General features: G+C 73.4%; 10 protein-coding genes. 2 read left to right on the plus strand and 8 right to left on the minus strand.

Features of this window, described 5'->3' with window-relative positions; translation table 11 throughout:
* Nucleotides 1–202: 202 nt before the first annotated feature.
* Nucleotides 203–691: a type II toxin-antitoxin system antitoxin DNA ADP-ribosyl glycohydrolase DarG gene (gene darG, locus ACH47X_RS17645; RefSeq protein ID WP_397405829.1), complete on the minus strand. Its 489-nt coding sequence runs from the start codon at nucleotides 689–691 to the stop codon at nucleotides 203–205.
* Nucleotides 692–877: 186 nt separating this feature from the next.
* Between darG and ACH47X_RS17650 the strand changes: the two genes are divergently transcribed.
* Entirely contained in the window at nucleotides 878–2,086 is a 1,209-nt protein-coding gene (locus tag ACH47X_RS17650; RefSeq protein ID WP_397405830.1) for a TerC family protein, read from the plus strand.
* A 49-nt stretch (nucleotides 2,087–2,135) separates the two neighbouring features.
* Here the strand turns inward: ACH47X_RS17650 and ACH47X_RS17655 are convergent, their stop codons facing one another.
* Together ACH47X_RS17655 and cynS are read right to left on the minus strand one after the other, a co-directional pair.
* Nucleotides 2,136–2,948 carry a formate/nitrite transporter family protein gene (locus ACH47X_RS17655; RefSeq protein ID WP_142036038.1) on the minus strand — a complete coding sequence of 271 codons (813 nt, stop codon included), beginning with the start codon at nucleotides 2,946–2,948 and terminating at the stop codon, nucleotides 2,136–2,138.
* 26 nt (nucleotides 2,949–2,974) lie between these two features.
* A complete protein-coding gene (gene cynS, locus ACH47X_RS17660; RefSeq protein WP_397405831.1) occupies nucleotides 2,975–3,427 on the minus strand; it encodes a cyanase in 453 nt (150 codons plus the stop codon).
* A 225-nt stretch (nucleotides 3,428–3,652) separates the two neighbouring features.
* Between cynS and ACH47X_RS17665 the strand changes: the two genes are divergently transcribed.
* Nucleotides 3,653–4,420: a helix-turn-helix domain-containing protein gene (locus ACH47X_RS17665; RefSeq protein WP_397405860.1), complete on the plus strand. Its 768-nt coding sequence runs from the start codon at nucleotides 3,653–3,655 to the stop codon at nucleotides 4,418–4,420.
* On the opposite strand, the gene ACH47X_RS17670 is transcribed toward ACH47X_RS17665, so the two are convergent.
* Genes ACH47X_RS17670 through ACH47X_RS17690 form a run of 5 tightly spaced genes read right to left on the minus strand, consistent with a single transcriptional unit; the run spans nucleotide 4,417 to nucleotide 12,248 of the window.
* Nucleotides 4,417–6,405 carry an FAD/NAD(P)-binding protein gene (locus tag ACH47X_RS17670; RefSeq protein ID WP_397405832.1) on the minus strand — a complete coding sequence of 663 codons (1,989 nt, stop codon included), beginning with the start codon at nucleotides 6,403–6,405 and terminating at the stop codon, nucleotides 4,417–4,419. The two genes, ACH47X_RS17665 and ACH47X_RS17670, sit on opposite strands and share 4 nt — an antisense overlap.
* Nucleotides 6,402–8,414 carry a hydantoinase B/oxoprolinase family protein gene (locus tag ACH47X_RS17675; RefSeq protein WP_397405833.1) on the minus strand — a complete coding sequence of 671 codons (2,013 nt, stop codon included), beginning with the start codon at nucleotides 8,412–8,414 and terminating at the stop codon, nucleotides 6,402–6,404. Before ACH47X_RS17675 ends, ACH47X_RS17670 begins: the two co-directional genes overlap by 4 nt.
* 3 nt (nucleotides 8,415–8,417) lie before the next feature.
* Nucleotides 8,418–10,571 carry a hydantoinase/oxoprolinase family protein gene (locus ACH47X_RS17680; RefSeq protein WP_397405834.1) on the minus strand — a complete coding sequence of 718 codons (2,154 nt, stop codon included), beginning with the start codon at nucleotides 10,569–10,571 and terminating at the stop codon, nucleotides 8,418–8,420.
* On the minus strand, nucleotides 10,568–11,386 hold the full coding sequence (locus ACH47X_RS17685) for an ABC transporter permease (RefSeq protein ID WP_397405835.1): 819 nt from the start codon (nucleotides 11,384–11,386) through the stop codon (nucleotides 10,568–10,570). The genes ACH47X_RS17680 and ACH47X_RS17685 overlap by 4 nt, the downstream gene beginning before the upstream one ends.
* Nucleotides 11,379–12,248, minus strand: coding sequence for an ABC transporter permease (locus tag ACH47X_RS17690; RefSeq protein ID WP_397405836.1), 870 nt, complete (start codon nucleotides 12,246–12,248; stop codon nucleotides 11,379–11,381). The genes ACH47X_RS17685 and ACH47X_RS17690 overlap by 8 nt, the downstream gene beginning before the upstream one ends.
* Nucleotide 12,249 lies beyond the last annotated feature (1 nt).

Below are 12,249 nucleotides of genomic sequence, written 5' to 3' on the forward strand. Positions count from 1 at the left end.
GTGATCCGCGGGCGGCGCTCGGCGCGGAGCATGACGAACTTCGGGCCCGCCTCACTGCCGAGACTCTTCGACTACGAGGATCGGTGGAATTCGGTGCTTTGCCGCGGCAGTCGAGGGATGGCCCGGGCGCGGCAGCCGGGTCCCCCGCGTGGTCCACGGCGACGGGCGGGTCGTCTCCTCGACCCGGGCCCGGTGAAGGCGGTCACGGCTCCCGCGAGGGCCGCACCTCGGGAACATAGAGCCGCACCTCGACGTCGACCAGCTCGCTGAGCGCTGCCTCGATCCGCGGGCGCACCTCGGCCCAGTCCAGCCCGCCGTGGCCCGCGCCGAGCGGCGGGATCGCGATCGACCCGATCCGGTGCTCCTGGATCACGCGAACGAGATCCACCAGGCCGTCGTCGATGTACGCGAGCTGAGACCCCGACCGCCAGTGCTTCTTCGTCGGGAAGTTCACGACGTACCTCGGCCCGGTCGCCGCTCCCGTCGCCCAGACGTGCATCCGCCCGACGGCGACCTCGCCCGCCCTGCACGCACGGACGTACGCGTCGTACATCTCGGGGTAGGCGCGGCGGAACTGCAGTGCGATGCCCTTGCCCATGACGCCCACGGTGTTCACGGCGTTCACGAGGGCGTCGGCGTCCGCCGCCAGCAGGTCGCCGTGTGCTTCGGTCATCATCGGTGCTCGGGTCACGTCCCAGGAGTACCACCCGTGTCTGACACGGACGTCGCCGCGGTCGGATTCATGCATTCGACGAGAACCGGCCGCGCCCGGCTAGTAACCTCTTAGGCCTCGCCTCGTCCGGACACTGCCCACCTCGTCGCCCGAACCTGTCGCGGGCAACGGGCGGCCGCGTCCCTCGACCGGAAAGCAGGCCGCATGGAAGTCACGCCGCTCGTCTGGACGCTCACGATCGCCGCGATCGTGCTGCTCCTCCTCTTCGACTACTTCTTCCATGTCCGCAAGGCGCACGTCCCGGAGCTGAAAGAGGCCGCGGTCTGGTCCTCGATCTACGTCGGCATCGCGCTGCTGTTCGGGGTCGGTGTGCTGGTGCTGGGCGGCGGCGCCGCGGGGTCCGAGTACTTCTCCGGCTACATCACGGAGAAGGCGCTGTCGGTCGACAACCTCTTCGTGTTCCTCATCATCATGACGAGCTTCCGCGTGCCACGGGAGGACCAGCAGAAGGTGCTGCTGTTCGGCATCACGTTCTCCCTGGCCGCGCGCACCGGCTTCATCTTCCTGGGCGCCGCCCTCATCAACTCGTTCGCCTGGGTGTTCTACATCTTCGGCCTGATCCTGCTGGTCACGGCCGGCAACATGCTCAAGCCGGAGAGCTCGGAGTCGCGGCACGACGAGAACATCGCCGTGCGGATCGCCCGGAGGCTGTTCCACACGAGCCCGGACTACGACGGCGACAAGCTGTTCACGATCCACGACGGCAAGCGGGCGCTGACCCCGATGCTCCTGGTCATGGTCGCGATCGGCGGTACGGACCTGCTGTTCGCGCTCGACTCGATCCCCGCGATCTTCGGCCTGACGCAGGACGTGTACATCGTGTTCACCGCCACCGCGTTCTCGCTGCTCGGCCTGCGCCAGCTCTACTTCCTGCTGGACGGCCTGCTCGACCGCCTCATCTACCTCTCGTACGGGCTGGCCGTCATCCTGGCCTTCATCGGGGTCAAGCTGGTGCTCCACGCGCTGCACGAGAACAACGTGCCGTTCATCAACGGCGGCGAGCCGGTGCCGGTCTTCGAGATCAGCACCGGGCTGTCCCTGACCGTCATCATCGGGGTGATCGTCGTGACCGTGGTCGCGTCGCTGTGGAGCAAGGCGGGGCGGGCGCAGACCGCCATCGCGAACGCGCGCCGCCACGCGAGCGAGTACCTGGACCTCGGCTACACGGCGGACCACGCCGAGCGCATCCGGGTCTACGCCGCGCTGTGCGAGGAGGAGACGACGATCAAGAACCTCGGCGAGAAGTACCGCCAGAAGGCCCGTGACGAGAGCGAGCTCATGGACCTCCTGCACCGGGCGCACGCCGAGCACGACGAGTCGGTACGGCGCGCGGCCCGGGACGGGACGGCCTGAGCCCGTGGGCGGTGGATCCCCGCGGTCACGGGGATCCACCGCACACCTCCTAGCGCAGCACTCTTGCCGGAGCCGTCCTGAGGTGCGTGCCATAGATCACGAGCCCGACGAACATCAGTCCTCCGACGAGATTGCCGAGCACGGTCGGCAGCTCGTTCCAGAGCAGGTAGTCGCCGATCGTGAAGTCGCCGCCGAGCATGAGCCCGATCGGGAAGAGGAACATGTTCACGACGGAGTGCTCGAAACCCATGTAGAAGAACACCATGATCGGCATCCACATCGCGATGACCTTGCCCGGGAGGCTGTCGGACATCATGGCGCCGACGACGCCGGTCGAGACCATCCAGTTGCACAGCACCCCGCGCACGAAGAGGGTGAGCATGCCGGCCATACCGTGCTCCGCATAGCCCACGGTCCTGCCCTCACCGATCACCCCGATCGCCTGGCCGACCTCGCTCGGCGGGCTGGAGAAGCCATAGGTGAAGACGACGGCCATGAGCAGGGCGGTCGTCAGCGCCCCGGCGAAGTTCCCCAGGAAGACGAGCCCCCAGTTGCGGAGCACCGCCGCGCCCGTCACGCCGGGGCGCTTGTCCAGCCACGCGAGGGGAACGAGGGTGAACACTCCGGTCAGCAGGTCGAAGCCGAGCAGGTACAGCATGCAGAAGCCGACCGGGAACAGGACGGCACCCACGAGCGGCTGGCCGGTCTGCACGCTGATCGTGACGGCGAAGGCCGCGGCCAGGGCGAGGATCGCGCCCGCCATGTAGGCGCGGATGAAGGTGTCCCGGGTGGACATCAGCGCTTTGGACTGGCCGGCGTCGACCATCCGGATCGCGAAGTCCTTGGGGGCGACGTAAGACATGAGGGGGCTCCGTATCGGGGTCTGGTTCACCACTGGTACTTCAGGAACTTGCCGTCGATGACGACGCGGACGCGGTCCCCGTCCGGGTCCTCGCGGCGGGAGATCTCGACGTTGCAGTTGATCGCGCTCATGATCCCGTCGCCGAACTCCTCGTGGATCGCCTCCTTCAGGGCCGGGCCGTAGACGTCCAGGAGCTCGTAGAAGCGGTAGATCGTCGGGTCCGCCCGGAGGGAGTCGCCGTTGAGGCGGTACGGCTGCTCCTGGAGGGCGACGACGGTGTCCGCGTCGAGCTCGAGCAGCCGGCCGACCGCCTCGGCGACGTCGGCGGGGACGGGGTGCGAGCCCAGGAGCGCGGCGACGGTCCACAGCAGGGGCCGGTCGACCTGCTCGGCGATCTCGGCCCAGGTCTTTCCTGACCTGCGCAGGGATGCGCGGACGTCCTGCGTCGCTGCCTCGCGCGTGCTGTTCCAGGTGGTCATCTGATCTCCGGTCGGAAGGGGGCGGCCGGGTACCGCCCGTGTGCCTCCACCTCACCGAACAGGCGCCGCTCGTCCTAGGCCGTTTGCGAGAGGCAATGCGCAGAAAGCGAAGCAGCGGCGCCCTTTTACGAGCGCGAAACGCTTGCGCAACGAATGCGGGATCGCCCTGCGCGTACGGTCCCCGGGAGAACGGAGGAGCCGATGGCCGGAATGGCGCACCACCCGATGACACCCACCGCCGAGCACGTCGCGGACCGGCTGCTGCTCGCTGACGTGGTCAGCGAGGCCCCCGTCCCGTTGTGGGTCATCGGACCTGAGGGATCCGTGGTCGTCGCGAACCGGGCGGCGGTCTCCTTTCTCGGCTACCGGAACGAACTCGATCTGGTCGGTGGTCCGAGTCACGAGCTCCTCCACCGCAACCGGCCCGACGGGACCTCTTATCCACCCGAGGATTGCCCGATCATCTGCGCGCGCGGAATGGAGCATCAAGGCCAGGAATGGTTCATGACGCGTGCGGGAGACCCGCGCCCGGTGCACTGGTCGACGAGAAGGCTCCATGACACGGGCGCGACCGTTCTGAGCTTCACGCCCACCGCCTCCGACGCCGTGCGGCACCGGGCCGAGAGACGCCTGCGCGACGCGGTGCCGACGTCCGCTCCGCTCCGGTCGCGCGCCGCGCTTCGCGACGGGCTGTACGCGATCATCCACGAGCGGTTCGCGGACCCCCTGTTCTCCGTGGCCGACCTTGCCACCGAGGCGCACGTCTCGGTGCGATCGCTCCAGGCCCTGTTCGCGGACGTCGGGCGGTCGCCCGCGTCCGAGGTGCGGCGGATCCGGCTCGACTTCGCGCACAGCATGCTGGAACGGGGGCACGCCGTGCAGACGGCGTGCCAGCGCTCCGGATTCCTCGACCCGGGGTCCTTCGGACGGGCATTCCGCCGACGCTTCGGCTACCCCCCGAGCCAGGTGCGTCCGCTGGAGGCGAGCGGCTAGGACTGCCCCGACGGGCCGGCCTCGGGCACCACGACGCCGAGGATCCGGGCCGCCGCGACGTCAGCCCCCGCGAGCAGGGGGGACGGCACGCCCGGGCTCGCCCCGATCGCGGAGCCGCGCTGCACGGCCTCGGCGGGGATACCGAGCACGACGACGCGGTCGTCGGCGGCGCCCGCGGCATCGACGAGCTCGCAGCCATCCCGGGTCACGTCCAGGCTCTCCGAGGAGACTGTGCCGCCCGCCGCCGTCGGCAGCGGGTGCCGGCGCGCCCGGCCGGAGTCGAGGAGCGCGCGCAGCAGCGGGTCGTCGGTGGGGCTCACGGCGCCCCGGTGCATCCGGGTCTCGATCAGTGCCCGGGTCCGCACGGCGTCGCGGACGCGGCTGCGGGCGACGAACGCGCCGTCCTCGACGTCGATCCGGGTGTCCTCGCCCAGCAGCTCGACCACCCCCGCCCGCACGAGCGCGAGGAGCTGGGCCGTGCGGCGCGGGGGCGGCCCCGAGGCCAGTGCCAGTCCGAGGGGGACGAGCACGCCTTCGCCGAACGCTTCCAGGGACGCCCCGTCGACGACGCCGGCCCGGGTCAGCCGTGCGACCTCGCCCCGCAGCGTCTCCATGGCCTGGTTGACGCGGGCGCGCGGCGACGTGAGCGGGGACGCGACCGACTCCTGCTCGGCGCGGACCCAGCCCTCGACCCAGGCGGACCAGTCGGCGGGGGAGACGCGCGGCGGCCGGTCGGCGCGGGCGGGGTCGACGGCGTCGGCAGCGTCTCGGACCAGGGCAGCGGCCTCACGAACGGGGTCCTCGGCTGCATCGAGCCGCCGGGCGAGCACGTCGGGCGTCAGACCCTCGCGCAGGGCCGACGGGCGGTGCCCGGCCAGCGCGGTCAGGTGCGCGAGCACCAGCTCGGCCGACAGCAGCGGCCAGACGTCGCGCGCCAGGTCCAGTACGGGGCGCCCGGCCGCGCGCTCGACCAGGGCCGCGAAGCGTTCGCGGGTCGCGATCCGCGCCTCGTAAGGCGCGGGCAGTCCGTCGGCGAGTGCTCCCTTGCCCCGGTACGGCAGCCCGCGCCGCGACCCCGCGAGCAGGTGCGGCTCGGCGCCGCTCGGCACGTAGCGCAGGGTGTCGCCCGCGTGCGGCCCGTCGGCTCCGCCGTCGTCGCAGGGCCGGCCGGACACGTCGGTCGGCAGGCCGGTGCGCGCGTCGACGAACCGGCCGCCGCGGCCGACCGTGAGCACCGCGAGCACGTCGAAGAAGTTGGCGCCGAGCCCGGCGACCAGCACGTCCTCGCCCGCGGGCACAGCAGCCCAGTCCCGCTCGGCGGGCATGCCCGGTTCGACGTAGACCAGGCGGTGTGCCCGGGCGGCGTCCGTGAACCGTTCGGTCTGCGGGGAGCGGCGGGCCTGGATCATGCCCTGCGCGAGGACGACGACGGGGGCCGTCAGGGTCGCGGGCCCCGCCCCCGGGGCGAGCACGACCTCCCGCAGCCCGGCCCGGGGCGTGCGCACGTCCACGACCGTGCCGTGCACCGGCACCACCTCGATGCTCCCGCGGCGCGCGGCCTCGTCGAGCTGGTCCAGGTAGTAGGCGCCCTGGAGCCGCCGCGTCGGGTACGAGCCCGGGCCGAGGTCGCGGGCCTCGTCCCGGGCCCAGGCGGTTCCCGGCTCGGCGCGTGCCCAGTCGACGAGGTCCGGCCCGGTCACGACAGGCCCGGTCATCGGCGTCGTGGCGTCGGCGTGCACGGTGGTGCGCGCCGCCCACGTGTTGTTCAGCAGCAGCGGCGACTGGTCGGTGCGCCAGGTCGCCCCGGCGCCGACCTCGACCCGGTCGACGACGGCGACGCGCAGCGCACGCAGGGTGTCGTCCGGAGCGGAGCCCCAGGGCGCGTCCGGCCGACGTCGGGCGGCGAGCCGGGCGATCACGGCGACGGCCCGCGGGCCGCCGCCGACGATCACGGCATCGAACGGCGCCGGCTCCCGGTCGCTCACGGGGTCGTGTGCGCCGGAACGGCCCCGGCACCGGTGACGGCCGCAACCGCCTCGGCGAACGCCTGCTCGGCCGCGACGAGCTTCTCCTCGGACGCGGCGACGCCCGGGAACCGGTCGGGCAGCCCGGCGAGGACCCCGCCGAGCACCTCGCGGCGGCGCGCCGCGCGCGTCGCCGTGGGGAGAGTGCGCAGGTAGGCGTCGAGCTGGTCGGCGAGCGCGGACGGGAACACCCGCTCCCAGCGCTCGCGCTCGGGACCGAGCGAGTGCGTCCGTTCCGCGGAAGCGGAACGCCGTGTCCGTTCCGCCGCGGTCGCGGCGGCATCCACCGCACCGTCCCGCACGACCACCCCGTACGCCTCCAGCGCGGCCTCCACCGTGACGAGCCCCGCCGCGACGTCGGCCAGCACGGCCGACTCCGCGCGGTCCAGCGGGTCCCCGTACCCGCCTGCGCCGGACGTGCGCAGCACCACGCGGTCGCCCGCCCGCAGCGCGTGCACGTCGACGACGGACAGCCGGCGCTCGTCGGGTCGCCCCTCGTTGACCACGAGCTCGGTGAGCGCGCCGGGGCGTCCGCCCGCGAAGCCCCAGGGCCGGAACCGCAGGCGCTCCAGCCCACGCGCCAGCAGCCCGCCGTCGGTCAGGGCCTCGAACTCGAGCTCCAGGCCGGAGCCGCCGCGCCAGCGTCCGGCGCCGCCCGAGTCGGTCCGCAAGGCGTAACGCAGCACGCGCACGCTCACGTTCGCCTCGACGGTCTCGACCGGGTTGTTGGACAGGTTGGAGATGCCGGAGTCGCGCCCGTCGGCGCCGTCGGCCCCGAACCGGGCGCCCGTGCCGCCGACCATCGGCTCGACGACGTCGACCCGCGAACCATCGCCGGCCGCGAACACGACCGGCACGACGAGCCCGCTCGACGCCGCGGGCAGCACCTCGGGCGCGGCCTGGACCAGCGCCCCGGACACGACGTCGTTGACCCGCGAGGTCGTCGCGTGCCGCACGCCCGTCGCGGCGGTGCCGGTCGCGTTGAGCAGCGTGCCCTCGGGCGCGGTGAAACCGATGACGTCCATGAGCCCGCCGTTGAGGGGCACGGCCGGGTCGAGCGTGCCGATCAGCGCGAAGATCCGCGTGACGACCCAGGAGTGCGCGCGCCCGAACGTCACCATGTTCAGCGCGGCCTCGACCTGCGGGTCGGTGCCGGTCAGGTCGAGGTGCACGGCGCCGTCGTCGACCGTGGCGGTGACGACCACGCGCAGCGGCACCGAGCTGACGCCGTCGTTGTCGAGGTAGTCCTCGAAGCGGTAGGTGCCGTCCGCCAGGGTGCGCAGGGCGCTGCGGGCGCGGGCGGCACTCTGCTCGCGCGCGAACATGCCGACGTCGGCGAATCCGGCCGGGCCCAGGTCGGCGGTGAGCTCGCCGACCCGCCTACGCCCGGTGTCCAGCGCCGCGAGCATGGCGTGCAGGTCGCCGCGGTTGGCCTCGGGCGTGCGGGAATTGGCCGCGAGGATCGCCTCGACCTCGGGCACCACGGTCCCGGCCCGCACGTACCGCAGGGGCGGGATGCGCAGCCCCTCGGCGAACACGGAGTCGTTCAGCACGCTCACGGACGAGGGCACGCGCCCGCCGACGTCGGACACGTGGACGAATGCCCAGCCGTAGCCGACCAGCTCGTCGCCGTCGAAGAACGGCGCGATCGCGTGCACGTCCGGCAGGTGCGTCGACAGCCCGCCCGAGAGGTACGGGTCGTTCGTCAGCAGGACGTCGCCCGGGGCCAGCGGGCCGTGCACCGTCGCCGCCTCGATCGCGGGCGTCAGGTCCAGGCCAACGAAGCCCGAGACACCCACGTCCTGCGGGTACGCCACGAACCGGCCCGACAGGTCGGCCACGGCGCACGCGAAGTCCGCGGCGTCGCGCACGTACAGGCTGCGGCTCGCCCGCCGCAGGGTCAGGCACATCTCCTCGACCGCGGCCTGCAGCCGCGTGTGGGCGACGTCCTTCTCGACCGTCGTCAGCACGGCTCAGCCCTCCTCGTTCTCGGCGGCGTTCCCGGCGGCATGGGCAGTGCCCCGCACCAGGTGCAGGTTCCCGCCGTCGTCGCTCGTCGCCGTCCACCCGGCCGGCACGAGCACCGTCGTGTCCGCCTTCTCGATCACGGCGGGGCCGGTCACCGACGCCTCGCCGTCCTCCGCCAGGGCGTGCACGCTCGCCGGGCGCGGCGTCCCGTCGTAGCGGACGTCGCGCGCGCCGGTCTTCACGAACGCCGCGCCGCCGTGCCCGGACCGCACCTCGCCCAGGCGCACGCTCACGCTCGCGCGCAGCGTCTCGGCGCGGACGGCCGCGGTCGCGTCGGTGAACCCGTGCACCTTCTCGTGCTGCTCGGCGAACCGCCGCAGCACCGGCTCGACCGTGAGGCGCAGCGGCTCCGCCGGGCCCACCTCGGTCGAACGCTCGGCCAGCACGACCTCCAGCGTCGTCGGCTGGCCCGCGTACCGGAGGTCGGCGCTCAGCGTCACGGTGCCGGTCGCCGCGACGTCCTGCGTGCGCAGCCAGTCGAGCACCTCGCGCTCCAGCTCCGTGGCCGACGTCGTCAGCGCTTCCAGGTTCCGCTCGGCCACCACGGTGCGTACCGTGCGCGCCACGTCGCGGCGGATCGGGGCGATCGCCGCGCCGAGCGCGCAGAACGTGCCGGCGGCCGCGGGCACCAGCACGCGGCGGACGCCGACCTCGTCGGCCAGCAGGGCTGCGTGCGTGCCCCCGGCGCCGCCGAACGCGACGAACGTGTACCGCTCGGGCACCTCGCCGTGCGCGGCCAGGACGGTCCGCAGGCGCGCGGCCATGCCGACCGACGCGACCCGCAGCGCGGCGTCGACCACGCCGTCGGGCCCCGACGCGTCCTCGGCCGGACCCTCGCCCAGGTCCGCCGCGACCTCGGCCAGCGCCGACGTCGCGAGGTCCGCGCGCAGCGGGAACGTGCCGCCCAGGAACGTGGCCGGGTCGATCACCCCGGCGTGCACGTACGCGTCGGTCAGCGCGGGGTGCGTGCCGCCCGCACCGTAGGCGGCCGGCCCGGGCACGGCGCCCACGCTGGCCGGGCCCACCCGGAGCACGGGCCGGGAGCCGGACCCGTCGGCGCTGATCACCGAGCCGCCGCCCGCGCCGATCGCCGACACCTCGACGACGGGCGTCATCAGCGGGTGCGGCCCCACGGTCGCCGTCGTCGTGAGCACGGGTCGGCCCCCGCGCAGCACACCGATGTCGCTGCTGGTGCCGCCCATGTCCACGGTGACCATGTCCGTGCCGGGCCACGCCGTCGCGGCGGCGGACACCCCGCCGGCCGGCCCCGACAGCACCGTCTGCACGGGCCGGCGCATCGCCGACTCGATGGACACCGAGCCGCCGTTCGACGTCGTGATGTACACCCGGGCGTCGACCCGCAGGCGGTGCAGGCGCTCGCGGAGCGCCGTGAAGTAGCCGGTCATCAGTGGCGTGATCTGCGCGTCCAGCAGGGCGAGCGTGGTGCGCTCGTACTCGCCGGCCTCAGGCCAGACAGCGGCCGCCGACGTCACCGGGATGCTCAGGGCATCCGCCAGCCGGTCGGCCAGGTGCTGCTCGGCCTCGCGTGCCGCGTACCCGCCCACCAGGCTCACGGCCACGACCTCGGGCGCGAGCTCCGTGAGGCGCTCCACGAGCCGGGCCAGCTCGGCGTCGTCCACGCCGCCGGCACCCGGCGTGCCGACGACGGCGCCGTCCGCGGCGAACCGGTGCGCCACCTCCAGCACGTGCTCGCGCGGCACGATGGGCCGCCCGGGCGTGGCGTGCAGGTCGAACGAACGCGGCATGCGGGCGCGCGCGATCTGCAGCACGTCCCGGTGGCCCGCGCTCGTCACCAGCGCGGCCCGGGCCACGCGGCCCTGCAGGATCGCGTTCAGGCCGATCGTGGTGCCGTGCGCGACAGCGGCGACGTCCCGGGCGGCGATCCCGCGCTCCAGGAGCTGGGCCAGACCCGTCTCGACGCCCTCGGAGGGGTCGTGCGGGGTGCTGGGCACCTTGTGCGTGATGGCGTCGGCCAGCGACCAGGAGGTGCCGTCACCGGGGACGGCGACCAGGTCGGTGAACGTGCCGCCGACGTCGATGCCGATGCGCCAGCGGCGGCCGGCCTGGGGGAGTGTCACAGGAACCTCGAGACGTGGATGGTGCGGTCGAGCACGGCGATGGTCACGACGCTGACCAGCAGCAGGAGCGTCGAGACGGCCGCGACGGTGGGTTCGAGCTGGACCTGCACCGCGGAGTAGATGCGCACGGGCACGGTGGCCTCGCCGGCGCCCGCCACGAGCACGGACACCGCGACCTCGCCCAGCGAGATGACGGCGCCGAGGAACGCCCCGGCGACGATGCCCGGCCGCATCAGCGGCACGGTGACCGTGAGGAACGTGCGCAGCGGCGACGCCCCGAGCGAGCGCGCGGCGCGCGGCAGCGCCGGGTCGAGCGCCGCGGCGCTGACCGCGACGACCCGCACGCAGAACGGGAACGTCACCACCAGGTGCGCGAGCCACAGCCCCTGCGCCGAGCCGACCAGGCCGGTGCGCTGGAGCTGGTAGAGCAGCGCCAGACCGACCATCACGCCGGGCACGGCCATGGGGGACAGGAACAGCAGGCCGAGCGCTCGCCGCCCGGGGAAGCTGCCGGCGCCGACGGCGTACCCGCCGAGCGTGCCGAGCACGACGACGACCGGCACGACCAGCACGGCGAGCCGCAGCGAGTAGCCCAGGGCGTCGAGCCACTGCGCGGAGCCGAACACCTCGGCGTACCAGCGCAGGCTCAGGCTCGACGGCGGGAACCGGAAGTTGTTCGCGGCGTTGAACGAGCTGAGCGCCACCACGAGGAGTGGGAGCAGCAGGAACGCGCAGACGAGCACCACGGGCACCAGCGTCAGCGCACGGCGGGCGCGGGCGCGTCCGGCGCTGTTCGGAACAGGACGGTCAGGCACGACGACCCCTCTCGGCGAGGCGGCCGGCCAGCCCCACGAGCCCGCAGACCGCGAGCGTGACGGCCAGCAGCACGAAGCTCAGCGCGGCGGCGCGGGGCTGGTCGAACGCGACCATGGCCTCGGTCTGGATGCGCAGCCCGGCCAGGGGCTGGTTGGCGCCGCCCACGAGCAAGGGCGTCACGTACACGCCCATGCTCAGCGAGAAGACGATGACGGTGGCGGCCACGATGCCCGGTGTGGCCAGTGGCAGCACCACGGACCGGAAGGTGCGCAGCGCGCCCGCGCCCAGGTCGGCCGACGCCTGCAGCAGGCGGTTGTCGATGGCGCCGAGCGAGGCGGACAGGGCCAGCACCGCGAACGGCAGCAGCACGTGCACGACGGCGAGGAACACCGTCCACGGCGAGCGCAGCAGCGGCAGGGACTCGTCGACCAGCCCGAGCGCCTGGAGGGTCACGTTGACGGGCCCCTCGCCGGACATGACGACGCGCCAGCCGAAGGACCGCACGACCTCGCTGGTCAGCAGCGGCGACAGCGTGATGACGAAGACCAGGGACCTGCCAACGGGCGACGTCGAGCGCGCGAGGTACCAGGCGAGCGGGAACGCCAGCACGAGGCACGTCAGGCTCACCCGGACGGCGAGCCAGAGGCTCTCGACCACGGAGCCCCACAGGTAGGACGTGCCGAACACCTCGGCGTACTGCGCGCCGGTGAACCCGGGCAGCACGTTGTTCATCGTGTCGGTGGGGCGCAGGCTGAGCAGGAGGAGCCCGATCAGGGGCAGCAGGAACGCGACCACGACGAACGCCGTGGGCACGATCGCGGCGACGTGCCCGCGCAGGTCACGGGTGCGGGCGGTCGCCACG

It is taken from the genome of Promicromonospora kroppenstedtii (genome assembly GCF_044389675.1).
Lineage (GTDB): Bacteria > Actinomycetota > Actinomycetes > Actinomycetales > Cellulomonadaceae > Promicromonospora > Promicromonospora kroppenstedtii.

Excerpts from the sequence above, each read along its gene's own strand:
- ACH47X_RS17655 (WP_142036038.1), bottom strand. The coding sequence starts at position 2,948 with ATGTCTTACGTCGCCCCCAAGGACTTCGCGATCCGGATGGTCGACGCC.
- cynS (WP_397405831.1), bottom strand. The coding sequence starts at position 3,427 with ATGACCACCTGGAACAGCACGCGCGAGGCAGCGACGCAGGACGTCCGC.
- ACH47X_RS17650 (WP_397405830.1), top strand. The coding sequence starts at position 878 with ATGGAAGTCACGCCGCTCGTCTGGACGCTCACGATCGCCGCGATCGTG.
- ACH47X_RS17665 (WP_397405860.1), top strand. The coding sequence starts at position 3,653 with ATGACACCCACCGCCGAGCACGTCGCGGACCGGCTGCTGCTCGCTGAC.